General features: G+C 60.3%; 22 protein-coding genes. 3 read left to right on the forward strand and 19 right to left on the reverse strand.

The genetic code is table 11. The annotated features are described in order from the left end of the window. The 15 genes from tssI to tssB form a co-directional block, all read right to left on the reverse strand. On the reverse strand, positions 1-1013 hold a 1013-nt coding region (gene tssI, locus JIF53_RS00445), incomplete at its 3' end, for a type VI secretion system tip protein TssI/VgrG (RefSeq protein ID WP_199451575.1). Between the two features lie 103 nt (positions 1014-1116). After that, a complete protein-coding gene (gene tssM / locus JIF53_RS00450; protein ID WP_199451576.1) occupies positions 1117-4710 on the reverse strand; it encodes a type VI secretion system membrane subunit TssM in 3594 nt (1197 codons plus the stop codon). A 27-nt stretch (positions 4711-4737) separates the two neighbouring features. Next, a complete protein-coding gene (gene tssA / locus JIF53_RS00455; RefSeq protein WP_153741736.1) occupies positions 4738-6186 on the reverse strand; it encodes a type VI secretion system protein TssA in 1449 nt (482 codons plus the stop codon). An 11-nt stretch (positions 6187-6197) separates the two neighbouring features. After that, complete coding sequence (vasI, locus tag JIF53_RS00460; RefSeq protein WP_153741735.1) at positions 6198-6833, reverse strand: type VI secretion system-associated protein VasI; 636 nt, start codon at positions 6831-6833, stop codon at positions 6198-6200. Beyond that, positions 6830-8395 (reverse strand): sigma-54 interaction domain-containing protein, encoded by a 1566-nt coding sequence (locus JIF53_RS00465; RefSeq protein WP_011787127.1) that lies wholly within the window; start codon positions 8393-8395, stop codon positions 6830-6832. Before JIF53_RS00465 ends, vasI begins: the two co-directional genes overlap by 4 nt. Before the next feature lie 265 nt (positions 8396-8660). Continuing rightward, positions 8661-11348, reverse strand: a complete 2688-nt coding sequence (gene tssH, locus JIF53_RS00470; protein WP_153741734.1) for a type VI secretion system ATPase TssH — start codon at positions 11346-11348, stop codon at positions 8661-8663. After that, on the reverse strand, positions 11314-12135 hold the full coding sequence (icmH, locus tag JIF53_RS00475; RefSeq protein ID WP_023008683.1) for a type IVB secretion system protein IcmH/DotU: 822 nt from the start codon (positions 12133-12135) through the stop codon (positions 11314-11316). The genes tssH and icmH overlap by 35 nt, the downstream gene beginning before the upstream one ends. Before the next feature lie 3 nt (positions 12136-12138). After that, positions 12139-13473 (reverse strand): type VI secretion system baseplate subunit TssK, encoded by a 1335-nt coding sequence (gene tssK, locus JIF53_RS00480; RefSeq protein ID WP_014422964.1) that lies wholly within the window; start codon positions 13471-13473, stop codon positions 12139-12141. Next, positions 13473-14006 carry a type VI secretion system lipoprotein TssJ gene (tssJ, locus tag JIF53_RS00485; protein ID WP_011787131.1) on the reverse strand — a complete coding sequence of 178 codons (534 nt, stop codon included), beginning with the start codon at positions 14004-14006 and terminating at the stop codon, positions 13473-13475. Before tssJ ends, tssK begins: the two co-directional genes overlap by 1 nt. After that, the gene (tagH, locus tag JIF53_RS00490) at positions 14003-15313 is read right to left on the reverse strand and encodes a type VI secretion system-associated FHA domain protein TagH (protein ID WP_199451577.1); all 1311 of its coding nucleotides are present in this window, start codon (positions 15311-15313) and stop codon (positions 14003-14005) included. The genes tssJ and tagH overlap by 4 nt, the downstream gene beginning before the upstream one ends. 17 nt (positions 15314-15330) lie before the next feature. After that, a complete protein-coding gene (gene tssG, locus JIF53_RS00495; RefSeq protein WP_014422966.1) occupies positions 15331-16347 on the reverse strand; it encodes a type VI secretion system baseplate subunit TssG in 1017 nt (338 codons plus the stop codon). Next, the gene (tssF, locus tag JIF53_RS00500; RefSeq protein WP_199451588.1) at positions 16311-18083 is read right to left on the reverse strand and encodes a type VI secretion system baseplate subunit TssF; all 1773 of its coding nucleotides are present in this window, start codon (positions 18081-18083) and stop codon (positions 16311-16313) included. The genes tssG and tssF overlap by 37 nt, the downstream gene beginning before the upstream one ends. Positions 18084-18256: 173 nt before the next feature. After that, entirely contained in the window at positions 18257-18694 is a 438-nt protein-coding gene (tssE, locus tag JIF53_RS00505; protein WP_199451578.1) for a type VI secretion system baseplate subunit TssE, read from the reverse strand. A gap of 3 nt (positions 18695-18697) precedes the next feature. Next, on the reverse strand, positions 18698-20179 hold the full coding sequence (gene tssC / locus JIF53_RS00510) for a type VI secretion system contractile sheath large subunit (protein WP_011787136.1): 1482 nt from the start codon (positions 20177-20179) through the stop codon (positions 18698-18700). A 61-nt stretch (positions 20180-20240) separates the two neighbouring features. Then, complete coding sequence (tssB, locus tag JIF53_RS00515; RefSeq protein WP_011787137.1) at positions 20241-20738, reverse strand: type VI secretion system contractile sheath small subunit; 498 nt, start codon at positions 20736-20738, stop codon at positions 20241-20243. 272 nt (positions 20739-21010) lie between these two features. On the opposite strand from tssB, the gene JIF53_RS00520 reads away from it, so the two are divergent. Together JIF53_RS00520 and JIF53_RS00525 are read left to right on the forward strand one after the other, a co-directional pair. After that, positions 21011-21271, forward strand: a complete 261-nt coding sequence (locus tag JIF53_RS00520) for an acyl-CoA-binding protein (RefSeq protein WP_011787138.1) — start codon at positions 21011-21013, stop codon at positions 21269-21271. Positions 21272-21395: 124 nt separating this feature from the next. Continuing rightward, complete coding sequence (locus JIF53_RS00525) at positions 21396-21710, forward strand: site-specific integrase (RefSeq protein WP_199451579.1); 315 nt, start codon at positions 21396-21398, stop codon at positions 21708-21710. Between the two features lie 22 nt (positions 21711-21732). On the opposite strand, the gene JIF53_RS00530 is transcribed toward JIF53_RS00525, so the two are convergent. Together JIF53_RS00530 and greB are read right to left on the reverse strand one after the other, a co-directional pair. Then, the gene (locus JIF53_RS00530; protein ID WP_199451580.1) at positions 21733-22188 is read right to left on the reverse strand and encodes a hypothetical protein; all 456 of its coding nucleotides are present in this window, start codon (positions 22186-22188) and stop codon (positions 21733-21735) included. A 116-nt stretch (positions 22189-22304) separates the two neighbouring features. Next, the gene (gene greB, locus JIF53_RS00535; protein WP_014422972.1) at positions 22305-22820 is read right to left on the reverse strand and encodes a transcription elongation factor GreB; all 516 of its coding nucleotides are present in this window, start codon (positions 22818-22820) and stop codon (positions 22305-22307) included. 281 nt (positions 22821-23101) lie between these two features. Here greB and JIF53_RS00540 point away from each other — a divergent pair, with 281 nt between their 5' ends. Continuing rightward, positions 23102-23383, forward strand: coding sequence for a hypothetical protein (locus JIF53_RS00540; protein WP_011787142.1), 282 nt, complete (start codon positions 23102-23104; stop codon positions 23381-23383). Positions 23384-23385: 2 nt separating this feature from the next. On the opposite strand, the gene JIF53_RS00545 is transcribed toward JIF53_RS00540, so the two are convergent. Both JIF53_RS00545 and JIF53_RS00550 read right to left on the reverse strand, forming a co-directional pair. Then, positions 23386-24864, reverse strand: a complete 1479-nt coding sequence (locus JIF53_RS00545) for a HAMP domain-containing sensor histidine kinase (RefSeq protein ID WP_199451581.1) — start codon at positions 24862-24864, stop codon at positions 23386-23388. Next, positions 24851-25531, reverse strand: coding sequence for a response regulator transcription factor (locus JIF53_RS00550; RefSeq protein ID WP_153741731.1), 681 nt, complete (start codon positions 25529-25531; stop codon positions 24851-24853). Before JIF53_RS00550 ends, JIF53_RS00545 begins: the two co-directional genes overlap by 14 nt. Between the last annotated feature and the right edge of the window lie 31 nt (positions 25532-25562).

Genomic DNA, 25562 nt, shown 5'->3' on the forward strand with positions numbered 1-25562 from the left:
CCCTCTTCTTCCAGGGCCTGGGGCTGTTTGCCGGTGTGGGTGATGGCGGTGAGCAGCCATTCCCGGTTCAGGGTCTGGCTGTCGTGGTCCTGCAGTTCCACTTTGGCGCCGGGGGTGAAGTCCGGGCGGTTGCTTTTGCCGTTGGCCATGGATGCGTCGTTTCTAAGGGCATCCAGTTTGTTCTGGGTGAACGGCTGACCGCTGGCGTCGGCTTTGTAGCGGCCGGGGTAGTCATAGTGCTGGTAGTCTTCCCGGTGGTTAACACCGCCAGCATTTTGTTCATGCATCAGGGCGTAGGCGGGGTTCTTGAAGGTGTAGTCCTTCATGGCCACGGAGGAGGCTTTGACCCGTTCTTCGTAGGCGAACTGGAACACGCAGGCCTGCTTTGTGCTGCCACCGGCTTTGGTGTTGCAGGTAACCGGGTCCAGTTTCGGGGCGTCGCCGTGGTGGTCGGCAAGAATCAGTGCCGGTTGGTCTTCACCATCCACGCTGCCGTGCTGGTAGCGGTAGTGCCAGCCTTCTTCGGCGGCCAGGCGTTCCAGGAACTGCAGGTCGGTTTCCCGGTGCTGGACGCAGTATTCCCGTTCTTCCGGCGGGCGTTTGAAGTCAAAGACCACATCAATGATGCCCCGCTCTTCGAGCAGGGTGCGCACGATGGCGTCGGTGGCCTGGGTCTGGAAGATGCGGCTGTTGTGCATCAGGCCCAGGCGCCATAACGGCGGCTGGATGACGACTTCGTAGCGGGTGCGGCGGTGGCCGGTGTCGCCCCGCATAAATTCGTTCACCACGCCGGTGAACCGGCGCAGGGGCTGGCCGTCCTGCCACACCACCAGGTCTACCGGCTGTTCCAGTACGTCGGCGGCGGCCACATCCGGGTCGGTGCTGGCCAGTTGCAACCGGCCATGGAACAGATCAGACAGCCGTTCGGTCAGCGCGAAGCCGACAACGACAAAGTGGTCCGAGGGGAATTCGCCTACACGGGCGGTGAACTGCAATCCGCTTGCCTGGGGCATGACTTCGATCCCTGAAGATTGAATGTATCCGTTTTCAGCCTGCGCCATCCGGGTGCCGGCTCCCGCCAACCCGGGCACACATACCCGGGCGACGGAACACAGTTTAATACAAGCTGCGGGGTATGCGGTACCCTGAGAGCAATTGCTCTGTGAACGGGTTGGTATTGCTGGCCGCGTGCAGGCGATAACGCATTTCCCCGTCATCCACCGTGAACTTCACGTCCACCGCATTGCTGCTGACACCGGTGATGTCCGCCTTACCCAACAACCGGAACAGTGCCCAGGGACCACTTTCGGAAATGCTCCGGGGCGAGCGGTTTACCTGAATCGGCACCAGCGTTACCCGGCTCTCCACGGTGTCCCGCAGGGTGTTCGGCCATACCAGCGGAATGCTCTGGCTGGGGCCATGGGAGAACTCCACCAGCTGGCCATCGATGTTCACCACCGAGCGACGTTTGTTGTTGCTGAGGTTCAGGGGTTCCAGCGCGAATTCCACATCCAGCGTACCGCTGCGGGTAAAGAACGCCTGGCGAATCTGCCGGGCACGGTCCAGCGCAGCAACCACGTCCCGGCGCACCAGGCTGGCCCGGCGGGCATCACCCACATGTTCCGGATGGTCTTCCAGGAACAGCTTCAGGTTGTCGTTGTAGAAAGTCTCCAGAATACCGTCCGGCGCGAAGAAGCGCTCGAAGTCCTGCAGCGCAGCATCACGCCCTGCCCCCTGGGTAAACGGATAATGCCGGGCCAGGTTCTGCTGGAAAGGCTGGTAAACCTCGCGATACCAGTCACGCTCCAACTGGGCCACCGCACTGTCCAGAACCACCCGCCAGCTTTCGGTGGCCAGGCGGTTCAGTATCCGGTTCAGGGGTTCCGGCTGATGGCCGGCCATGCGCTGCAGGGTGAAGATAGGGTCGGCGCCCTGCAGGCCCATGCGGGCACGAGCGGCACTGAGGGCGGCTTTGCCGGTATCCGGGGATTCCTGGATGTTTCGCATGTATTCATGCAGCTCACCCACCACCAGCATGACTTCCTCCAGCCCAGACGGCTCCTCACCCTGCTTGCGGGTAAGCTGGTTCAGATCGCTGAACTGGCGCTCTATGTCCTGCAGCATGCGGTAATGGGGAGATTGCTCAAGCAACTTGCGTGCGGCTTCCGCTTCGCCCTCACCTACCGGAATCAGGCGGGTGTTTTCCCGCACCTGCGCCAGCAATCGGGCCAGTGGCTGATGGCCGCTGGTCAGGCTGTCGAGAATACGAACGCCGTGGTTGAGATCCTCAAACCGATGGATATCCAGTCGGCTCAGCGCTGTGCGCCAGGCCTCGGCATAGTGCTCGGCGTACAGCGTTTGCAGGCTGGCCAGCAGTTCGGCTTCATCGGCCTTGCTGAAATCAACATCATCCCGACGGCCCAGCACCCAGGCGTCAATCAAGGCCAGTTCGGTGACCGATCCGGATTCCCGAAGGAACCATTTTTCCAGTCCCTCCCGGGTCAACAACGCTGGTATCGAAAGTGGATCCTCAGCAGACGGCACATCCTCGGCAAGCGGCTCGCCGTAACTGTCCAGGCGGGTGAACACGGTCGAGAACGCCGGGCCGGAGCTGCGGGCCAGTTCCAGTGGGGTCGGGAAATCACGGCTGGCCTCATTCTCCAGCTCGCGGTATACGCGGTCTGAGGTGCTGATACGACCAAGCTCGTGCTGTGCCCATTCAACACTGCTGCGGAAGGGCGCCAGAGCCATAGTGGCGGTTGGGTCGCCGTTGGCTGCCAGGTACGACAGGTCGGTGTGGGCCATGGCGTATTGCAGGTGCCCATACAGGCGATTCTGTACATCACGCTGGCCGGGGAAACGGGCCTGCCAGTATTCACGCATGTAACCGGACACGATGTCGGTACGGCGGCCGCTGGCATCGTAAAGCATCCGCAGCACGCGCAGGTGTTCGAGCCGCTCAGTGCTGTTATCCGGGGCCTGGCCCATTTCCTCCATCACACCAAACATCAGCGCAGGCAGGTATTGATAGGCCAACATGTTCAGGTAGGCCTTATCCACTTCCGGGCCCACCTTGTGCCCCTGGTACAGCCCCATATCGGTCACCAGCGGCCACTCCTTGCGGTAATCGCCGAAGGCCAGAGTGGCATCCCGCAGCTCATCCAGCGGTTGCAGCAGATTACGGCCGGTGGTGTCCGGCTCGTAGCCAACCGGCTGCCAGTCGTTCAGATAGCTTTTCACCCGGTTTTCCACCTGGGCGGCGGCTTCGGCATTCTGGAGAAAATAATGCTGCCAGCCCGCGGTCATGCCCGCGCCGGCGGCCAGGGCCACCACGGCGGCAACGGCCACTCGACGATGACGCTGGCGCACCACCCGCCGGTTATCCCCGGCCAGGCCCGCCTCCGGATAGATGATTTCGGGGAACAGCCCCTTGGTGAACAGGCTCGCAGACTGGCCACCACGCTGGGCCGGCTGAATCGGGTCGGACATCTGGTAGTTCCGGGCAGCAGCGGAGACAAAGGCGTCCTCGGGCACACCTTCCTGCAACACCGAGGTGAAGTAGGTGCCGCGTACCAGTGCCGGCGTGGAGAAGGCATCCGCTGACAGCAAATCCGTCAGGAACTGCTCCATCGCCGGCTTCAGGCCCGCCAACTGGCGGGTGAACGAATAAGCCGCCGCCCGTTCTTCGTTATCACGGGTGTTGGCCAGCACGTCCGGCAGGCGTTCGGTGAGCTCATCCACCATATCGGCGTAACGCTCGGCAAACTGTTCCAGCCACTGGTCCTGATCCTGCTGGCCGTCCAGCCTGAAGGTGAACCCCAGGGCCTTGTCCTTCTCCGCCTTGCTGAGAGTACGGACAAACGGCGCAAATCCGTACATCAGATCCATCTTGGTGAAGGTCACATACACCGGCAGCCGTGACCCAAGCTGTTCCATCAGCTCCCGCAGGCGGGTGCGCAGCAGAATGGCGTGGGCTTCACGCTGTTGTTCGTTGGCGGCGCTCAGGCGCGCAAGATCCACAGCCAGGATAACGCCATTGAGTGGCCGCTGGGGCCGGCTGCGTTCCAGCCAGGCGATAAAGTGGTTCCACAGCCGGCTCTGGATTTCGCCAGTGGCGCCCTCACCCTGGTTCTGGCTCAGCAGTTCGCCATCCGGGTCGATCAGGACACCGTTGTCGCCAATCCACCAGTCAAAACTGAACGGGTTACGGTCGCCACGGTTGTTACGGGTGACGTTGGTCAGGGTATAGGTTTGCCCGGCACGCTGAATCAGGCTCGTCTTACCGGCATCTTCCAGGCCCATCACCAGATACCAGGGCAGACGGTACAGGCCCTTGCGACCCGGCAGATTGCTTTTCAACGCCTGCAGCTGGCGGTCCAGCAGCCGCTGTTGGCGACGCTCCATGGGCAGAATCGGGTCTTCCTGCTCCCGCTGCTCCTCGGCCTTGGCCTTGTTCACTTTACCCAGGCGACGGGCCAGCATGGTGCCCCAGACTACCACCACCATCAGGACCACCCCCAGGGTGACCAGAGCACGCATTTGCCAGGCTATCAACGGGTAGTCGCCGTTGATTTCCAGGCGTGGCCCCAGCCACCACGTGGCTACCAGCAGGGCAATCACCCCCAGAGCCAGGGTGACGGGGGCGGCGCTGCGGATGTAGGGCAGAAGCCAACGACCAATGAGTAATGCTTTTCTCCACATGGTTTCCATTCCTGCGTTCGTTGCGTCTTGCGGGCGTTACGCCAGTCGTTCCAGTTGTTTTATAAGAGCCGGTTCCCAGTCTTCGAGAACCCGCCCCTGGATCTGGTTTTTCAGATCCTGAATCTGTTCGGCGGCCAGGGCTTTCAGGCCGGTTTCCTTGAGCAGCCGGGCCGTGGCCAGGCGCCAGTAGAAGCGCTCGCGCGGCTCCCGGGCATCGGCCAGACCCTGCTCCAGCAGTTCCATGGCCGGCGCCAGTTTGTTCTGCCGCACCAGCTCAAGCGCACCGTCGAATGCCTGCTCCCAGGGATTGGCACCTGCGCCCGTTCCTTTGCCAGCTGCCGGGGCTGTGTGCAACCAATCTGCACCATCGTCACTGAGAAACGGTGTGCCATCGTTGAAGGTGAGCTCGGCCAGTTGCGGCAGGCGGTCGACAAACGCTTTCAGGGCTTCCCGGATGGCCTCCGCGCAATCGGTATTGCCAAGGGCCATGGCCGCCCGGGCGCTGAGCCAGTGGCCATCGAGCCAGAACGGGCTGACCGACAGGCTTTGTTCAATGCGCTGCCACAGTTCCAGGTCCGGTGTTTTCTCCAGAGCTTCCCTGTACTCGGCCACCCGGTCTGCGCTGACGGCTGCCAGATCTGTGCGCTTGCCATCCCGGGTTGGCGGCAGGCTGGTGATACTCTGCCAGATGGCATACCGACGCATCCGGTAGCCCAGGGCGTTGTCCGGTTCGCTGCTGGTCAGCAGTTCGGCGACCTTGAGCAGACTCTGCCGGGTCGCACGCTCATTACTCGGGTCCAGTGTCAGATTGCCCAGCGACGCGGCCGTAGTGTTGGAACTGGCCGAGCTGGAGGGCGATGAGCTGGCCGTGCTCTCCTGTTTGTTTGTCGGGGAGCTTTCAGACGCCGTCCGGGGCGCGGTGGTCTGGTCCGGCTTGGGCAACTTTTCCACGGCCCGCTTCAGGTCGAACAGGGCGTCGTCAGGCAAATCCCGGTCTTTCGCCTGGGTGTCCAGTTTCTCAACCAGGTCCAGACAGAACTGACGACCATCTCCTACGCTGGCATCAAAGTTCAGGCTCTCGACCGCTTTGAGGGCCCGCTGCAGCATCTGGGTAAACAGCATCTTGCGGGCCCGCTGCCCCTTGGCACCGGGATAGGGCCAGGCGTTTTCCCACCAGTCGTCCAGCACCCGATGCAGCAGGTACAGCGACAGGGCAAACCGTTCACCATCGCCGCCACGTTGCAGGCTGAGCATGACAAAACCCAGCACCTTGATGTCCTTGCTGCGATCCGCCAGCAGTTTCAGTGCTTCGCTTTCAACCTTGTGCCAGTCGATGTCGTTGTGGGCCAGCGAGCCCACTTTCATGATCTCGTCTTCGAGAAACTCCAGCGTGCTGTCTTCAGCCAGGCTTTCGCCTACCCCGGTGTCACCTGGGATCGGGTTCAGTACCTGATCCACGTAAGGATGCTGTTCAATCACCTGCATGCCATCACTCCTTACCAGCCACAGGTCTGGCGCAAAGGCTTGATCGCCTCAGCAAAGCCGTTGAGGTCAAACAGCAGGCCATCAAGCTCCCGAACTCCCGCCTGCAGGCGCACATCCGGCTGGTTGACCACATCCAGTACGGTGCGGATAGCGGGCAGGCCGCGACCCGCGCTGACCACCAAACCTTCATCCCGAACCCGCCAGTGTGCCCGATGGGGCCCCAGAGTTACGTCGACTCGCTCGCGATCCAGTGGCTCCGGCAGCATGATGGCCAGCTCGGTGATGTTGTTGTGGCACTGCAGCGACAGCACCGGGCGTGGAGGTTTTACCCCGAGCGCGGTCACCGTCACCAGATGACCCGCCGCGCTGCCGGTGTCGCGATAGACCACCCCGCCGGCATCGTTCCCGCTGGCCTGTGCAAACACCCGGCGCCAGCGCTCAGACTGGTTCACCAATGCCGGATGCTGGCCGGCCTCGTACTGCGCCAACGGCGTACCGAACACCTCATCAAAACAGGCCAGACGTTCCAGCCGGTTCGGTTGTTCAGTGCAGGCCCCGGCTTCCACCAGGCGGGTATCGGCCCAACTGCTGGCACTCACCAGCAACAGGACCATCAAGGGCAATCGGTTCAGGTCTTTCAGGGTCATACGTCGGTTACCTGATACTTCAGACATTTATGGGCCAGTGTGCGTTTTGGCAGGCCCAGGCTTTCCGCGGCCTGAGCGCGATTGCCGCCATACTGGCGCAGACGTTCGCGGATGATGGCGGCCTCAAAGGCCTGGGCGGCGGCTTTCAGATCGCGGATATCATCGGCCGGAGGTACGCCCGGAATGGTTTTGGCTTCCACGAAAGCCATGGTCGACTCCGGGGAGTCGGCAAACAGATCGTCCAGGCGCAGGACTTCCGGCTGAATGTCGTCACCGGCCGGGGTCTGCAGACAGGCCAGTTCGATGATGTTGCGCAGTTCCCGGACATTGCCCGGGAAGTTGTAGTCGGCCAGCGCGCTCAGGGCATGGCTGCTGATGCCCAGCGGGCCACTGCCCTCGCGCTCGGTGTAGAGCCGGATGAAGTGACGGCTGAGCGCTTCCAGATCTTCACTGCGTTCCCGCAGTGGCAGAACGCGCAGGGGAAACTGGCTGAGGCGGTAGAACAGGTCCCGCCTGAACCGGCCATCCTCAATGCCCTCCTGAAGCGGCTGATGGGTGGCCGCCACCAGGCGGAAATCCGAATGTTGCTCTTCCCGGGCACCCAATGGCCGGAACTGTCGGCTTTCCAGCACCCGCAACAATTTGGATTGCAGTGCCATGGGCATATCGCCAATCTCATCCAGAAACAGGGTGCCGCCGTTGGCCTGGGCCAGCAGACCTTCTTTGGCCTGGTCGGCACCGGAGAAGGCACCCTTGGTGTGACCAAACAGTTCACTCTCCAACAAGGTGTCCGGGATGGCGGCACAGTTGACCACCACCAGAGGCCCACTGGCACGGTCGGACATATCGTGGATGCCCCGGGCCACCACATCTTTGCCACAACCGGTTTCGCCCTGAATCAGCACAGACAGCTGGCTGCCAGCCGCTCGCACCACCTGGGCCCGGAGGTGGGTCATGGCTTCGGAATTGCCAACCAGGGTATAGGCTAACTGGCTGCAGCGCTGGCGCAGGCTTTCGGCATCGTGCAGGTGGTCCAGGGAGCGCTTGAGCAGCCGCCGTTGCCACACCTGGTCACGGGTTTGCAGCTGGCTGATCCATTGATGCACCAGCAGTTGCTTCAGGCCGCTGTAAAGTGGCTGCGTGACGATGCCCTGCCAGTCCGGGTGGTCGCCGCACAACACGAGCATACCGAGGGTGCGGCCATCTTCGCCTTTTAGTGGCTCCAGCCAGAAGCTTCTTGGACGGCCACTGAGTTCCAGGAGCGTCTGGAAGCCGGCATGATCCAGGCGATAGCTGGCAGCACGGGTGAGTTCCCGCGGCTGGCCTGTCTGCAGCACGTGGGCAAAGGGGTGGCTGAAGTCGTTACAATCAAACTCGCCCGCTTCGTCCAGTTTGCTGCAGTGCAGGGTCCGGCCGCTGAGGTCGAGTTCCAGCGCCCAGCACTTGCTGAGCCCGAAGGCGCTTTCGAGTTGGCGGGTGGCGGTGTTCAACAGCGCTGGCAGTGTGTCCTGTTTGATCAGTGCCACCGCCAGATCGATGCCGGTGTGCAGTTCCTTCTGCATCCTTCCCATGCTTTCATTCCCAGAATAATTACTTAGGAGATCGTCGCCCGCGCATCCTGCGGGGTGGCTTTCCAAAACACGCTGTGAATACATCCTTGTAAGCTCCGCTCCGCCCCTCACTGCTTACTGCTCCTGCGTCGCAGTGAGGGTCCTGTCTTGGCCATCCCTGGCCAACCCGTGAAGGGCTTTCGCCCTTCACCCATGGCTCCGCAGGGTTTTGGAAAGCCATCCCCCACGGTGCGCTACGATTCAGTCAGCCCGAAAGTCAGGCGACTGTGCCCGTGAACTTGTTTTCAGTAACCCCAAGCGTCACCTTCGTCACCGGCTCCCTGGCCGCCAGTTTTTCCAGCAGCGCCAGCGACACCGGTGGCAGCAGTTCGCCTTCGATGATCGACTCCAGCATCCGCGCGCCGTTTTCACTTCTGGTGGCGCGGCTGCGGATGGATTCGACCAGGCCGTCTTCCAGTTCCACCTCGGTGTGGTAGCGAGCTTGAATCTGATCCGCCAGGCGCTGGAGTTTGTCGCCGACGATGCGGTTAAGAGTGTCTTCACCCAGCGGCAGGTAGGGCACCACTTCCATCCGCGCGAGCAACGCCGGCTTGAAGAAGTTGGCCAGTTCCGGGTACAGCGCTTCTTCGATCTTCTCCGGCTCTTCCGCGTGGTTGACGATGGTCTGGAAGCCGAGGTTGGAGGTCAGGAAAAAGACCACGTTTTTGCAGTCGATCAACCGGCCTTCTCCGTCAGCCAGTTCGCCTTTGTCGAAAGCCTGGTAGAAAAGGTTAAGCACTTCCGGGTGGGCTTTTTCGACTTCGTCGAGCAGCACCACGGAATAAGGCTTCTGGCGGATGGCTTCGGTGAGGATGCCGCCTTCTCCGAATCCGACGTAGCCTGGGGGCGAGCCGATCAGGCGGGAGACGGTGTGTTTCTCCTGGTATTCGGACATGTTGATGGTGGTGAGGAACTGGCGGCCGCCGTAGAGCAGTTCAGCCAGTTGCACCACGGTTTCGGTTTTACCTACGCCACTGGGGCCCGCCAGCAGGAAGGCGCCCATCGGGCGGCCCGGTCGGCGCAAGTCGGCGCGGGCGGTGAGCAGGTGCTGGTGCAGGCAGTCGATGGCCGTGTCCTGGCCTTTGATATGGGCCTGCAGGTACGCCGGCAGATGGGTGATTTTTTCCAGCTCGTCGGTGGTCATGCGATTAACCGGGATGCCGGTCCAGTCAGCGATAACTTCGGCTACCTGACGGGCGTCCACCCGGGAGTGTACTAACGGTTCGTCGGCCTGGAGTTCAGCCAGTTCCTGTTCGATGGCGGCGGCTTCGCTTTTCAGGTCCGGGCGTTCTTCGTGATCGCTCTCGGCCAACTCAACAGCAACATCATCGGCGGTTTCGCGCTCGACATCCCCCGCCAACAACTGTTCACGAATCTCGACCAGCCGGGCAACAAGCTCCCTCTGGTCATTCCAGCTTTGTTCCAGCGCTCCGGATTCGGCGGTCAGGTCAGCAATCTTCTGCTCCAGGGCCTGTTGGCGCTCGGCATCCACGTTCTGGCCAAGCGTGTGTTCCCGGCTCAGGAGCTCCTGTTCCATGGCCAGCTGGTGCAGTTCACTGCGCACATGGCTGAGACGGCGTGGCGGTGTACTCAGGTTCAGGCTGACCCGGGCGCAGGCGGTATCGAGAACATCGATGGCCTTGTCCGGCAGCTGGCGACCGGCCAGATAACGGGCGGACATTTCTGCGGCGGCTTTAAGGGCGCTGTCGGCGATCAGTACCTGATGGGCTTTTTCATAGACCGTGCGCAGGCCACGGAGGATGTGGACAGCTTCGCCCGGCGTTGGCTCGTCCAGGGCCACCGGTTGGAACCGGCGGCTGAGAGCCGGGTCTTTTTCGAAGTATTTCTTGTACTCGCGCCAGGTGGTGGCAGCAATGGTGCGCAGTTCGCCACGGGCCAGGGCTGGCTTCAGCAGGTTGGCAGCGTCGGAGCCACCTTCGCTGTTACCCGCACCGATCAGGGTGTGAGCTTCGTCGATGAACAGGATGATCGGGGTCGCCGAACCTTTCACGGCTTCGATTACGCCCTTCAGGCGTTTTTCAAACTCGCCCTTCACCGAAGCACCAGCCTGCAGGGCACCCATGTCCAGGGTCCAGAGTTCGACGTTCTTCAGGCGGTCCGGCACGTCGCCGTTGACGATGCGCAGGGCCAGGCCCTCCACCACGGCGCTTTTGCCCACGCCAGCGTCGCCCACCACGATGGGGTTGTTCTTGCGGCGACGGCAGAGGATATCGATCATCTGATCGATCTCGGCATCGCGACACACCACGGGGTCCAGTTTGTCTTCCCGGGCCAGCTTGGTGAAGTCAGTGGCGTAACGTTTGAGTGGGTCCATATCGGCTTCAACCGCTGGCCTGGCACCACCGCTTTCCAACAGCTGCGGACGCTCCACGGAACCCTCGGTTACCCGATCAAACTGCTTGCGCAGCTGTTCCCGGTTGATGTCCACCAGCGCCTGCGCCACCCGGGGCATCAAGTAGCGGTCGGCGTTCATCAGCAGGGCCAGGAACACCGCGCCGGAACGCAGTTCGGTATGGCCGAGTTCGGTCGAGGCCAGCAGCCAGGCGTCCTGCATCAGTTCTACCAGCAGCGGCGAGAACGACGGATACGGTTCGGCGGTCTGAGGTTCGCCGTTCAGGCTGTCACCCACCACGGGTTGCAGTTGCTGGTGGTTGATGCCGGTGTGTTCAAGGATCTGGCGCACATCCGAGAACGGCGTTTCCAGCAGTTTGAACAGCAGGTGCGCCGGGGTAATCTCGGCGCCCTGACGGCTGATGCACAGAGCCGCGGAGGCTTCCAGAGCCTGGCGTGAAATGTCGTTAAGGCGCCCGATCAGCGCCGGCAGTTCTACCCGAATCACAGTGATGTCCTTATTTCGGTAGTTGTTCCAGAACGCTGAGCACATCCCTGATGCGTTCGTTCAGCGCCATGTTATAGAGCGAATAGATCCCGGCCATGGCCGCCACAAACAGGCCACCAATACCCCACAAGGGCAGGCCGCTGCGCAGGCGGTTGCGGGCCGGCATCAGGTTTTCCGTAGCGTCGGCCAGCGGCCGGCTGTCGCGGTCGCCACGCAGTTCCCGAAGCTGGTCATAGAGGCCACGAACCACCTGTTCGTATTCGTCCCGCCCGTTTTCCATGACCTTGTAGCGACCCTCAAAACCCAGACACAGGCACAGATAGATGAACTCGAGCATGTCCCGGTATCGGGTCGGCTCTTTTTCCATGCGGGCCAGGATGGCAAACACCTTTTCGCCACCCCAGGTTTCGTTATGGAATCGGCTGAGCAGCGAATGCTGAGACCAGACGCTGTGGGCGCCCCAGTCGGTACCCAGCACAGCCTCGTCGATGAAGGCGCAAAGCACGTAGCGGTAGGCCACCACCGTCGGGCGCTCATAGCCCTGCTCCACCAGTTCCCGGTCAACGGCGGCGACTTCATCCACTACCTGCTGGTACAGGGTTTCCACCTCGCGGAAATCCGCCAGTCGCCGCACCCGAATAACCAGTCCCAGCAGCGGGGTGGCGGCGTCAATCAGCCGGTTATCTTCCAGGCCACGAAGCTGGAAGCTGCTGTCATCGGATTCAACCGGCGACTGGCCGGCGCCGCTATCGGCAAACAAAAGGTCGCTGAATGCACGATCACCCGAATCCCTGGTGTTGTCTGGTCTGTCCATTACCGGTGCATCTGCCATGATTTAGCTCCTGATTGCCCAGAATTGCATCTCCAGCCCCGGGAAGCTGCCCGCCACGTGGAAGGCAAATCCACTGGCGTTGTCCAGCATCTGCCAGGCCTGGCTTTGATCGTCCAATCGGAAATACACAAAACCGGCGTGGTAGGGCAACTGACGCGGGGCCACCGGAAGTGCCGACAGTGGGATACCCGGCAGCTGGAGGCTGATGAGATCCCGAATCTTCTCCACGGAGGCCACCTTGCACTGCTGAACAAACTGTTTGCGCAGGTCGTCCAGTGGCATATCGGCTTTGACCGCCAGAATGAACTCGGCGTCGTTCATCAACTGGCCATCCTGAACCGGTGCGACGGTGAGTCCGTACTGGCGCTGCTGCAGGGCAATCGACAGCGCCCGGGGCTCCAGGACCGTGCTCAAGGCCTGCCGCAGAATCTGCATCAGCGGGCTGAAACAGCCTTCCGGCAGATCGTGATCGTAAGGGGTGAATTCCCTCGGCAAACGGCTTTCATCGGTAAAGGTGACCAGCTCGCCACACAGCTCCAGAAGCGCTTCGTACAAACGCTCCGGGTGCAGCTGACGCAGCCGTGCCAGGTGCATGAAACGCGGATGCGCCCGGTTCAGCATCTGCAGCAGCATGAAATCCGAGACATCGGCGACACCACCCTGCCCGGGCGCGCCCACCCGTTCGGCAATGTTGCGGGCCCGTTCCTGCATCAAACCAGCCATCTCACCGACAAAGCGCTGAAGCCTTGGCGCCGAGCGCACGCTGAGCATGGTCGGCAGGAAGTTCGGGTCCATTACCAGGCTGCCATCGGGGCGCTTTTCCAGAATCCGGCCAATGGCCAGTGCTGCATAGGCACTGCGGTCTTCCCGCTCCAGCATCAGGCGCGGAGCCACCCGTCCCACATCGATAGTGTGAGCATCGCCGTCAATGGAATGCAGATCCCGCACTTCCACCGGCTGCGCCTGGAACCGGCCGGCCACGGGTGCTTCCGGCCATTCGACTTCGGCCAGGCTATCGCTGCCCAGAGGTAAAGCCAGATAGACCACCTGGTTGGCCACCGAGGCATCGGTGATCTCCAGCGGCTCCGGCATCACATCGTCCTGGGGCAGGTTGAACCGGGTTCCGTCCGGAAACAGTCCAGAGGCCCGCACCAGTCCGACCCGACCAAAGCTCAGGTATTCGGCATTGAGCTCCAGATCACTGAACCCGAACAAATAGTCCGAGACGGCCAGAGCCCGTTCGTTGATCTGGTGTTCCAGATAGCGTTGCTGTTGCTGGAAGTGCTGGGGTTTGATGAACAGCCCATCACTCCAGACCACTCGATTCGTGACTGCCATTAGCTTTCATCCGACCGTCTGAGTTGCACTTCACGTTCACGCAGGTTCACCAGCAGGTGATACCGTCCGCCAATCGGGTCGACCTTCACCACTTTTTTCCACTGGGACAGGTTCGGGTAGGCGTAGAAGGCGATCACGGCGATGTAGCGGGTGTCGGTGCTGACCTCAAAGGGCTCGACAAATTTGAACTGGCCGGGCACGAGGCTGTAATCGCTATGGTCCACGTAGTTCTGGCCCAGAGAGTCCTCCAGGTCGTTCAACAGCTGGTCGAAATCGCCGGCCATCAGCAGCGAGCTGTCCCGCAGTTCAATCACCTGAAACGCAATGGGGGTGGGTGCCAGGGATTCATTCGGGTTCACGTTCGGTTCCGCCAGCATGGTCAGATCCACCCGGCTGGGCAGATCTTCCGGGTAGCCAACAGGAATATCAGGATCCCAGAGCACCTTGGCGGTCTTGGTCACCGCGTTGTAGGGGGTGCTACACCCCGCCAGAATCAAAGCAACAACCAGCAAGCTCCATTTGCAGTACTTCACAACAGTTTCTCCCTCTGTAATTGGCGCAAGTGTTGGTCGTAAGCCTGGTCGAACACTTCCTGGAACAGGCGTTCAAAACCCTGCTGACGACTGGATTTCAGTTCACGGTAATAGTGTTTGTACATATCCCAGGCCCAGCGGCCCTCGTCTTCGTTGTCCTGCAAACCACGGCGATAGCCGTGAAACCGGCGCAACAAGGCTTCCGGTGAGAAGGCGTGCAGAATGGCTTCCAGCGCCTCGCGAATGGCTTCCCGGGTGGCCTGCTGGTGGTGATTCAGGCTTTCCAGGCTCTCACGGACAGCGGCGGGGGCCGACAGATGCACCGGGCTGCGCTGGGCGGCAAACAGGGTCTGAATGGTGTCCGGATAGTCGTTGGCCAGCCGCAGCGGGTTGTCCTCGATGGGCTGCAAGCGGTTGCGCAGCGCCTGGTGACGGCTGTCTTCGCCCTGATGCAGCGCCAGTAATCCTTCCACCGTTGCCTTCAGGGTCTGGCCGGCTTCCTCCAGAAACAGCCGCATTTCGTCGCTGTCGGCAAAATCAATATCCGCATCCAGCCCCCGGAGCAGTGGTGCACCACTGATGTGCTGGCGGCTGACCTCCCGCATGTTTCGTGTCGTTTCGGACATTCCCTGTCGTTCCTTATGCTCGCGTTGTGGGGTGACCGGCAGACCCATGGCCACATCCCGGTTCTCCCGGTACTCATCGCTAACCTCAGCCGAACGGGCAAACCAGGCTTGGTCGCTGGCCAGCAGCTCGGGAGCCTCCTCGTCCGGGCGCGTCGGTTTTTGCTGCCAGGGCGCCAGCGGATCACAGCTGACCGGATCGCCGGCTGCCGGCTGCAAACCCTCCAGAGGCTCGCGACCTTCAGGCCGGTTCTGTTCGTTGGCGGCATGCCGTAAACCATTCTCGGGCGCATCCACCAGGCCGTGATCTTCGTGTGCGTTGTGTTCGGTTTCGCTGACAGCCGCCGGTGCGCCGGAGAGCTCGGCCCGTATCTGGTAGCGGCCTATGCTCACGGTGTCGCCGTGGCTCAGCCGGGCACGACGGCCCCGCCCCACAGGCTGACTGCTGCTGTTGATGTAGGTCCGGCCACTGCGATCAATCAGGCAGAAGCCGCCGTCCAGGTAACGCACCTCGGCATGGCCGGCGACAGCGCCGGTACGGTGAGGAGAAAGCTGCCAGCTGTCGCTGGCCGCGGTGCCGATGGAACCGCCACGGGTTCCGAAGCTATGTTCAATGCTGGCGCCACCACCGGTTTCCGTCGGGTTGGTGATCACTAATGTCAGTTCTGCTGCTTGTTGTGCCACGTCTCCGGCTCCCTGCCCTAACGTCTGATCTGTATCCGCACCGCCGGACGCTCACGGGCCCGGTCCGGTGTTACGAAGGAATTCCAGCCCAGGCGAACATCCTCGCCCAGTTGCATGGGGCGAATATCCTTGGGCCGCATTTGCAGCTCCAGGTCATAGGCCAGCTGCTCCCGGGTAGCGAACTCCACCAGTTTGACCAGGCGCTGGTGATCCCGGCCATTGGGCAGAAAATCCGCAAACCGCTGCCGGGTCAGATTGCGCAACCGGAGAATAAACTTGCCGCTGCGATCCCGGATGCGCGAACCCACCAGCGTATCTTCGCCCAGGGTGGCGTTGGCCCTGCCCAGCGCGGTCTGCTGATCCCGAGCGATGTCCACTTTGCGCAGCACCCACTGTTCGATGCTGACGTCGTCCAGGTCAAAACAGTGGCCGATGATGCCGCTGACCACTTCCGGTGACCGGCTCCGGCCCGCCATCAAGCCGGCATAGGCCAGCATCTTGGACCAGTTCACCGGCGTCGCTTCCCGCAGCCGACTGTCGCCCAAACCGGTCAGGGCAAACACCAGTTCCGAAAAACCGTCGCTGGCCCCGGGCTGGAATCGGATGTAGTAGCGGTATTTGCGCCAGGCCCGATGGAACAGGGTCACCAGCCGGTGATTGAAGAAATCCAGAAAATGCCGACGAACACCGAGATTCTGGCCCGCTTCCCAGGCCAGATCTTCCAGGTAATAACCGGGCAGTGGCGACTGGGAGCCGTGAAGCCCCAGGAAGCTGACTTCCATCTGATAGGGAGCGTGCTCATGCTCCGGCGACAGCGCCGACACCACGTCACTGCCGGGAAACCCCAGGCCGGCCGAGGCCGAGAACCGGATGCGTTCCTGGCGGGGCTCATCGTGACCGCCACGCTCCAGGTCGTCTCCATGGTGCCGGTGAATCAGATCCACCAGCTGAAAAAAACTGTATCGCCGCGCGTTGCCGAGAACGGGTTCCAGCCCGGCTACATCAGCGGCTGCTGACCTTGCTGTAACGTCCATGTGTACCGTTCCTGATTGTCTGTATTCACCACTTCCAGTTGGTGAAACGCATTGATACTCGCGTAAAGCGCAAAAAACTGACTCAACACCGTGCCGAACAGGTAGAGGTCACCTTCACTGGCAAACCCATGCTGGTCCAGCTGCAGCTCTGAGCGGATACCGCGCACCGGCAGCCCGCGAATCATGCGATCAACCGGCTTGGTGGTGATGCCCGTGATACCCGCCAGCCGCTTCTGGGACACCCGCTCAGCCTGTCGGTCGACCAGTGCCCGGAAGTCATACACTCGCAGCACGGTGCGCAGGGCATCCACATCCAGCATCGACAGGTAGTTCAATGACAGGTTGGAGATCAGCGTCCACAACAGGCTGCCATCCAGGGTCGGCCGCAGCGTCGCCGTCGGGCGCGTGATATTGCTGAACGCGGCAAAGGCCGGTGTGCTCTCGGTCGCCATGCACACTTCCCCGACCGCCAGTTGTTGTGGCAACTGGCGATTGGTGCAGGTGAGCGTGAGCGAGACCGCTTCCTGACGATTCAGACATTCGGTTTCATCACCGCGAACAAAGGAAATGTAGTGATCAAAACCATCACCACGCACGCTCTCCCGGGTACGTACCCGGTAGTAAAGGGCGGTGCGGCCGCGATCCCGCTCCACTTCATGCTGGAAACTCTCGAACGCCGTGTAGATGCGCGGCTCACCCCGGCCGGAACGGCCTTCCAGCCAGCCCTCAACCTGCTCGATACTGAACACCTCGTAGTGTTCCGGGCAGCGGCTGGAGGGTGAAATACGGTATTCAGTCTGGCGACCGTTCAGGTCTACGGGCTCGCCTTCGTGGCTGAACAGATTTACCGCGGGGGTGCAGTACAACTGCATGGAGTCCCGGGTTACCCGGGTGTCCGGGGGCAAAATCCGGCTGAAGTGGAAACGCAGACTGATCTCATCAGCCTGCACCGCTGGCAACCGGGATTTCAGGCCGGTGATATCAACAAACCGGAAGGCCTCCGGAAAACTCAGGTACTCCTGGATAATCCGGTAGCCGGCATAAGCATTCTTGGGATAAGGCAGGATCGCCTCGTCTGCCGCAAAGCCAACCGGCTGCAACAGGGATGAAGGCAGACTGACCACACGGTCGCCCACCACCAGCTCCATACGGCTGAGGTAATGGTTCAGCCACAGATACAGAGTCTCTGCCGTGTGGTTGTCGCCCCCCAGGTAAAAGCGCAGATTTTCCAGGCCAATGCCATTCAGTGGCTGGTCCGTATGCAGCGCCAGGTCTACGGTCACGGAGGAAACTTCCCGTGAGTGCTCGGCATTGGCCTCGGCCACACTGATCGGAAAAATATCCACCGCCCGGCAGGTGCGAAACCGGCATTGGGTCTGGCGGCTGGCGTCGCCCAGGGGGCGGCTCTTGATCTCGGTATGACGATCCACAACCTGACGTTCACTGATGGCATGCAGCTGTGGATCAAAACGCATGATGGTGCAGCTGGGCACTGGCCGCAGATAATTGGGCCAGAGCATGTTCAGCAGCGAATGAGTCAGCTCCGGAAACTCGTCCTCAACTTTTTCCCGCAGTTTGCCGGTCAGGAAGGCGAAGCCTTCCAGCAGCCGTTCTACGTCCGGGTCGGTGCTCTGTTCGGATAGAAAGCGGGTGAGCTGCGGGTGGGCTTCGGCAAATTCCCTGCCTTGCAACCGCAGAAAGCTCAACTCATCCCTGTAAAAGCGATTTAACTTCATCGTTACTGCACCACTAGTCTGGCCCCGAGCAAGGGTGTGGTTGGCCTTTCCAAAAGACGCTTCAAGCCCATCCATGGGGCGCTTGAGCTCCGCCATCCATGGCTCCGCACACTTTTGGAAAGGCCAACCACACCCTCGCTCTCATCCTTGCCTGCAGAATACTACCCATGACGCTAGATCACGCGGTAGTACCGCTTATCATCCAAAACCAGGTCTATGGTCGTCCGATCATCGCTTCCTGCAACGTTCAGGTAGACCGTCACCTGGAACTTCAACTGCAACGGGTCCGGGCCCGGTGGCATGGCTACCACATCCACCCGCTTAACCCGCGGCTCAAACTTCTCGATGCACTGACGGATGGCCCCGCGGATCTGGATGCTCAGGTCATGAGTGCCCAGAGTGGCGTCGTTGAAATCCAGCAAGCCAAGATCCGGTGCGCTGCTGCTGTTGCCCGGGTGGGCGTTCAGCAGTCGCACCAGGTGGCGCTTGATGGATTCCACCACATGGGTGAACTCGCCCATGCTCTGGCCCGCGGGAGCGGCAGCCTGTTCAAGCCGTTCAAACAGGCTGCCGGTGTTGCGAACGCCGTCAGTGCCGGTGCCGTCGAACACGGATTAATCCTTGTCCAGTCGGCCAACCAGCGAGAGTTCAAAGTTGGCGCCCATGTATTTGAAGTGCGGACGCACTGCCAGGGAGACCTGGTACCAGCCCGGATCGCCTTCTACATCGGAGACTTCCACTTTCGCGGCACGCAAGGGGCGGCGACTGCGGACGTCTGCAGGCGGGTTTTCCTGGTCGGCCACGTACTGGCGAATCCAGGTGTTCAGTTCCCGCTCCAGATCCTGGCGCTCTTTCCAGGAGCCGATCTGCTCTCGCTGCAGCACCTTGATGTAGTGGGCCAGGCGGTTCACGATCATCATGTACGGCAACTGGGTACCCAACTTGTAGTTGGTTTCCGCTTCCTTGCCTTCCTTGGTGTTCGGGAACTGCTTGGGCTTCTGCACCGAGTTGGCGGAGAAGAACGCGGCGTTATCGCTGCCTTTACGCATGGTCAGGGCGATGAAACCTTCTTCCGCCAGCTCGTATTCGCGACGGTCGGTAATCAGCACCTCAGTCGGAATCTTGGCTTCCAGCTGACCGAAGGACTCGAAGGTGTGCACCGGCAGATCTTCCACCGCACCACCACTCTGGGGACCAATGATGTTCGGGCACCAACGGTACTTGGCGAAGCTCTCGGTCAGGCGTGTGGCCAGCAGGTAGGAGGTATTGCCCCACAGGTAATGCTCGTGGTCACCGGAGACATCTTCCTTGTAGTTGAAGCTGCGCACCGGGTTTTCAGTCGGATCGTAAGGCACCCGCAGCAGGAAGCGCGGTGCGGTCAGGCCCAGGTAACGGGCATCCTCAGATTCCCGCAGGGAACGCCACTTGGCGTATTTCGGCCCTTCAAAAACGGCGCTCAGCTCTTTGATAGCCGGCAGTTCCTGGTAGCTGTCGACGCCGAAGAACGACGGTGCAACCGAGGACAGGAACGGCGCGTGGGACATGGCGCCAACCGACGACACGTACTGCAGCAGCTTCATGTCCGGCGTTGATGGGCTGAAGGCGTAGTTGCCGACAATCGCGCCCACCGGCTCACCACCGAACTGACCATACTCGGCGGCATAAATGTGCTTGTAGAAGCCGGTCTGGGTCACGTCCGGAGCAAATTCGAAATCTTCCAGCAGTTCGGTCTTGGTGGCATGGAGGATATCCACCTTGATGTTCTCGCGGAAATCGGTGCGATCCACCATCAGTTTCAGGCCACGCCAGGACGATTCCAGTTCCTGCAGCTTGGGCGCGTGCAGAATCTCATCCATCTGGGCGCTGATTTTGCGATCCAGCTCGACCACCATCTGGTCGACCAGCGCCTTGTTGACTGGCTGGCCTTTTTCATCGCTCTTCAGCAGGTTGGCAATAAACGTGGCCACCCCTTTACGGGCAACATCGTAGCCTTCATCGGCCGGCGCCATACGGCTGTTAGCCATGACCTGGTCAAGCAGAGAGCCTTCTGCTACGGATTCGGAGGCAGCAGATTGCTGCACAGCAGTATCAGACATACCACATCCCTTCAGTACGTGATTGATAATCGGTGTAGGTTACCGGGTTCCGGTGTTGCGATTACTCGCCGCCGTCGGTGGCCAGCTCAAGTTCAGCCAACAGCTTTTCCCGGGCGTCGTCGTTGTCCAGCAGCTCCTGCAGCTTGGAACGGAACGAAGGCACGTTGCCCAGCGGGCCCTTGAGGGCAACCAGGGCTTCACGCAGCTCAATCAGCTTCTTGAGCTCAGGGACCTGGCGGGCAATGCTGTCCGGAGAAAAGTCTTCTAGCCCCTGGAATTCGAGATTCACGGGGAGGTCGTCGGCACCGTCTTCGAGCTTGTTGGAAACACTGGTGGAAAGCGTCAGACCCGCTTCCTTCATGACAGAACGGAAGTTGTTCTTGTCGACGGAAATGGCCTTACGGTCTTCAATGGGGGTTTCTTCAGCGTGACCCTTGAAATCACCAACCACGAACATCTTCAGTGGTAGTTCGGTTTCGGCCTGCTGATCGCCTGTGGCGGGGACATACTTGATATTGATGCGCTCTTTCGGCGCAACGGAACCGTCTTTGGCAGACATGGCGTGCTCCCTGTGCAAGTCATTTGCAATTGTATCGATCCTTGGTGTCTGCCCTCCTGGCAGACAACGCGTAAAACTGTACACAGGTCACCCAGGGTTCTCAAGCAAAAATTGGCCAGCGATGGCTCAAAATGTGTGCTTGGGCAAACTTTTGCCAGATTGCCAGGGCGACCGGAAAACCGCTATTTCGGTCAATGACGCCAACCAGCCCCGTCGCTATACTGCCGGCATACTTGAATGGAAAAAAACCACCAACACCACGGAGACACAACATGAGTGACCTGAAAGCGAAATTCGAAGAAGCGGTAAACTACATCCAGACCGCGGAAGGCGACTTCAAACCTTCCAACGAGTTGAAACTGGAATTCTATGCCCTTTACAAGCAGGCCACCGAAGGCGATGTCAGCGGCAAGCGTCCGGGCATGATGGATTTTGTTGGCCGGGCCAAGTACGACGCCTGGGAGAAACTCAAGGGCATGTCCAGCGATGACGCCATGCAGCAGTACATCGACAAACTTGAATCCCTGAAGTAACGCCCCTGCCCCGCCGCCACTCCGGCCGCGGGGCACCGCACCCGCCAAAATTTTGCGCCGTTCAAACGTTTGTCATATGATGCGCGCAACATAACAAAAACAAGCTTTTGAACGAGTACACACCATGGACATTACCGAGGCCCTGGAGCAATCGCGCCCAGGCATGATTAGCCAGGTACAGGCCGCCATCCGCAAACGCGAACTGAATCAACGCGCCGAGCAAACCTATCTGCACTGGATCAGCCGGTTTGTGCTGTTTCATGATCTTAAGGATCCGGACAACCTGGCCGAAGAGGATCAGACACTGTTCCTGACCTATCTGAGTGAAAAGATCCGGGTATCCCGGGCCCGACTGAATCAGGCCAGTCAGGCTCTGAGCTTTTTCTACGAAGATGTGCTCGGCAGGCCCACTGCTGCTGCAGATTCAGCCGCTGCCTGAGCCCGGGCAGCAGGGCCGATGATTAACGGCCAGTGAGATTGGTATTCAGGGTATCGTAGGTGCGGTTCTCGGGTGGCCGGATCACGTAATTGTTCCCGTGGCTCTGGCCCGGTATCACTTTGGGATTACTGAAACGGATCTCGACGGGAATCTCGGAACGACCCAGATCGGTTCGCGGGTCTCTCGGCTGCAGGGCCAGCGGGTCCAGATAGAAATCGTCATCCGTTGCCTGCTGCACCGGTACCCCGGCCGCCGGCGCTGCCAGCCCACCCTCAATCACAGTATTGGCCAGCTCCTCTTCCGCGACTGAGCGAAACGGAATGGTGTCGATTGTGGAACGCTCTTCGTACTCAAACGCGGCGTCATCTTCACTCTGGGCATAGGCAGGCAAGGCCATCAACAGCATCAACGGCAACGCCAGCAACGCCAGCAACGCTGCCCCGGCTCGTTTTCCCTCTGTCTGTTTCCTGGCATTCATGGCGTTCATCCCAACCCTTGCCGATCTTCCATTTTCCCTGACGGGTGACAATATTTGATCAGTCTATCGCCAAAAATGACCCTTTGCCCAGGCAAAAGCCAGTTTTGTGACAGCACTCACTTGTCGTTCGAGGCCATTTGGTAGCGGATATCGGTAATCACCACCTGCTTCCAGCCCTCAGGGGTTCTCACCGATACCTCGTCATCCAGATGCTTGCCAATGAGCGCGCGGGCCAGCGGAGAATTGATACTGAGATAGCCTTTTTCGAGATCGAATTCATCGGCACCCACGATTCGATACTCCTGCTCACTGCCGTCCTCATCCTCGATGGTCACCCAGGCACCAAAGAATACCCGGCTCCGGTCTTCTGGCAGGCGATCCACCACCGAGACCTCATCCAGCCGCTTGCTGAGGAAGCGTACGCGGCGGTCGATTTCCCGAAGCTGCTTCTTGCCATAGATGTACTCGGCATTCTCGGACCGGTCTCCCAGGGCAGCCGCTTCACGTACTGCCTGGGTAACCTCTGGTCTCTTTACTTTCCATAGGAATTGCAGCTCATCCCGGAGCGCCTGCTCACCTTCGGGGGTGATATAGCGCGGCCGGTTGTTGCCTGAAGGCGTCTGGTTGGCCATGGGTGTCCTGGTTCAAGAAACAATGCATTTCGGAAGGGCAAAAAAAACCCCGTGAATCACGGGGTATAAGGCTAGCGCTGTGCTGGAGGGGGAAGCAAGCAGATCATCCGCCCGCTTCCGCATCTACACCCTCTATTCTGCACATTGACCATTACCTGCCTGTGGCCATGCGATTACCTTTTGGCAAGGCATCCGTTCCGCAATCTAGGTTGAACACTCTAGCGCCAAGGATTAGCGTGGCCGACAATGACACCTGATCTTTTCTGCATGGAGATATGCTAATGGATACCAAGAAACTGATGAATCTGGCACTTGAAGGGGTGGATAGCCTGGGTTTCCGGCTGGACCAGCTGGGCATCACCAGCCGCGTCAATCGCCACAATATTGCGGCCTTTCTGATGGCCGAACAGAAGCATCTGGAAGGCGAGTGGGACAGTATTCAGGCCAAGGTGGATCGCCGTCGCTCGCAGTTTGATCATATCAGCCAGCAGGTCGAGTCACGGGCCGACGCGGTACTTGGCCCTGTCCTGAGCCGTATCAACCGCTTTCGCGCCAGCCAGTAATCTCAGGCCGTGCCGGGTTCTGCGGAGGAGCGACCCTCCTCCGTTGAACCACCATTCTCAGACTGTGTGGCCTTGATCCGCTTTTTTACGGCGGTGTACGCTGGCATCCGGACCGTGACGGTCAAGCCCGGCATGTCTTCCCCAGGATGGGTATCACTCAGCAGAATCTGGCCCTGATGAATCTCCGCCACCGCCGACACCAGGCTGAGCCCCAGACCATTGCCGGGTAACGAGCGGCTCTTGCCAACCCGGTAGAAGCGCTGGAAAACCTGGTCTTTCTCATCATCCGGAATACCGATACCGGAATCCTGAACCTCAAACACCGCTCCGCCGCCGTCCCGGCGAACGACCACCTTGATGGCACCATGCTCCGGCGTGTATTTGATGGCGTTGTCGATCAGGTTACTGATCATCTGGAACAGGAGATCCCGGTCTCCCTCAATCCGGACATTTTGCTCAAGTTCCTGAGAGAAACTCTGATCCTTGTCCTCAGACAGGGCCTCGTAGAGTTCACAGGCATCGCTGACCAGTTCATCCAGCGCCACCGCTTTCATGTCGGCCGAGTTGCCCCGGGTCTCCAGCCGGGCGATGCGCAGCAAGGCATTGAAGGTGGCCAGCAGCTGGTCAGCCTCTGCCACAGCCTGCCCGACATGCTCGCGCGCCTCGTCATTGTCGACCGTAATCAGCGTGTTTTCGAGCTGGTTACGCAGTCGCGTCAGTGGAGTGCGAAGATCATGGGCGATGCTGTCGGAAACATGGCGTATGCCTTCCATCAGATACACGATCCGGTCCAGCATCTGGTTCAGGTTTTCGGCCAGTTGATCAAAATCGTCGTCGGTCCCACGGGTCGGAATCCGGAGGGACAGGTGCCCATTCATGATCCGGCGAGAGGTGTTGTTGATCACTTCAATGCGGCGAGTGGTGCTTCGGCTCATCAGGAAGCCACCCAGGAGCGCCAGGGCAAGGGTGATGCCCATACCCCAGTTGATGGCAGTTTCAATCACCCGCTTGAGGTTGGTGAGGTCATCCACATCGCGCCCCACCAGCAAGCGCAAACCACCCTGGACCTCAAAGATCCGGGCCCGGGCCAGGCGCTCGGGGCCCTGCCAGCCAACGGAGGGATTCAGGGTAAAATTGATCCAGCCGCTGTCAGACGAGCGGCTGCCCTCTGGCCAGGTTTCAATATTCCCGGCCAGTTTCAGAAAGTCGTCTGTGGTCAACAGGTAAATGGACTTGGCATTCGGATCCCTGGCCACCCGTTCCCGGATGATGGTGATCAGACCATTTACACCACGACTGCGATACTGCTCCGCCAGGCCGGCGATTTCCGCTTCAATGGTCTCGTCGGTCTGGGCAGTCATGAACCCGGCTGTACGCCAGTAGATAAATGCCAACAGCAGAAACACCGAGGTGGCAAACACCACCATATACAGCAGGGCAAGCTGGAAAGACGATGTTCTGAGCTGACTAAGCAGTTTCACGTAACATGTATCCCGCCCCCCGCACTGTCTGCAGCAGGGGTGTATCGAATTCCTTGTCGATCTTGGCGCGCAGACGGCTGATATGCACGTCGATCACGTTGGTCTGGGGGTCGAAGTGATAGTCCCACACTTTCTCCAGCAGCATGGTACGGGTAACCACCTGCCCGGCATTACGCATCAGGTATTCCAGCAGCCGGAACTCCCGGGGCTGGACATCAATACTCTGGCCGGCGCGTTTTACGGTGCGGGCCAACAGGTCCATCTCCAGATCGGCCACTTTCAGTACGGTCTCGGTCTCGGCGGCCTGACGGTTGCGCCGGATCAGTGACTCGATGCGCGCCAACAGCTCGGTGAAAGAGAACGGCTTGGTCAGGTAGTCATCGCCACCGCCACGCAGCCCTTCGACACGGTCATCGACATCGCCCAGGGCACTGAGAATCAGCACCGGCGTCTGGTTGCCCGTGGCCCTTACCGTCTTGATAATGGAAAGGCCATCCATACCCGGCAACATCCGGTCGACAATCATGATGTCGTATTCTTCACTGGCCGCCATCATCATGCCTTCCTTGCCGTCGGCCGCATGATCCACCACGAAGTCGGATTCCCTCAGTCCCTTTAGCAGATAATTTGCTACATCCCGATCGTCTTCGATTACCAGCGCTTTCACCGGTGCTCCTCCTGATAGCGGAAAACATTAA

This window comes from Marinobacter sp. bablab_jr008 (assembly GCF_016464145.1).
Lineage (GTDB): Bacteria > Pseudomonadota > Gammaproteobacteria > Pseudomonadales > Oleiphilaceae > Marinobacter > Marinobacter nauticus.

Excerpts from the sequence above, each read along its gene's own strand:
- tssM (WP_199451576.1), bottom strand. The coding sequence starts at position 4,710 with ATGGAAACCATGTGGAGAAAAGCATTACTCATTGGTCGTTGGCTTCTG.
- tssA (WP_153741736.1), bottom strand. The coding sequence starts at position 6,186 with ATGCAGGTGATTGAACAGCATCCTTACGTGGATCAGGTACTGAACCCG.
- vasI (WP_153741735.1), bottom strand. The coding sequence starts at position 6,833 with ATGACCCTGAAAGACCTGAACCGATTGCCCTTGATGGTCCTGTTGCTG.
- JIF53_RS00465 (WP_011787127.1), bottom strand. The coding sequence starts at position 8,395 with ATGCAGAAGGAACTGCACACCGGCATCGATCTGGCGGTGGCACTGATC.
- tssH (WP_153741734.1), bottom strand. The coding sequence starts at position 11,348 with ATGTGCTCAGCGTTCTGGAACAACTACCGAAATAAGGACATCACTGTG.
- icmH (WP_023008683.1), bottom strand. The coding sequence starts at position 12,135 with ATGGCAGATGCACCGGTAATGGACAGACCAGACAACACCAGGGATTCG.
- tssK (WP_014422964.1), bottom strand. The coding sequence starts at position 13,473 with ATGGCAGTCACGAATCGAGTGGTCTGGAGTGATGGGCTGTTCATCAAA.
- tssG (WP_014422966.1), bottom strand. The coding sequence starts at position 16,347 with ATGGACGTTACAGCAAGGTCAGCAGCCGCTGATGTAGCCGGGCTGGAA.
- tssF (WP_199451588.1), bottom strand. The coding sequence starts at position 18,083 with ATGAAGTTAAATCGCTTTTACAGGGATGAGTTGAGCTTTCTGCGGTTG.
- tssC (WP_011787136.1), bottom strand. The coding sequence starts at position 20,179 with ATGTCTGATACTGCTGTGCAGCAATCTGCTGCCTCCGAATCCGTAGCA.
- tssB (WP_011787137.1), bottom strand. The coding sequence starts at position 20,738 with ATGTCTGCCAAAGACGGTTCCGTTGCGCCGAAAGAGCGCATCAATATC.
- JIF53_RS00520 (WP_011787138.1), top strand. The coding sequence starts at position 21,011 with ATGAGTGACCTGAAAGCGAAATTCGAAGAAGCGGTAAACTACATCCAG.
- JIF53_RS00525 (WP_199451579.1), top strand. The coding sequence starts at position 21,396 with ATGGACATTACCGAGGCCCTGGAGCAATCGCGCCCAGGCATGATTAGC.
- JIF53_RS00530 (WP_199451580.1), bottom strand. The coding sequence starts at position 22,188 with ATGAATGCCAGGAAACAGACAGAGGGAAAACGAGCCGGGGCAGCGTTG.
- greB (WP_014422972.1), bottom strand. The coding sequence starts at position 22,820 with ATGGCCAACCAGACGCCTTCAGGCAACAACCGGCCGCGCTATATCACC.
- JIF53_RS00540 (WP_011787142.1), top strand. The coding sequence starts at position 23,102 with ATGGATACCAAGAAACTGATGAATCTGGCACTTGAAGGGGTGGATAGC.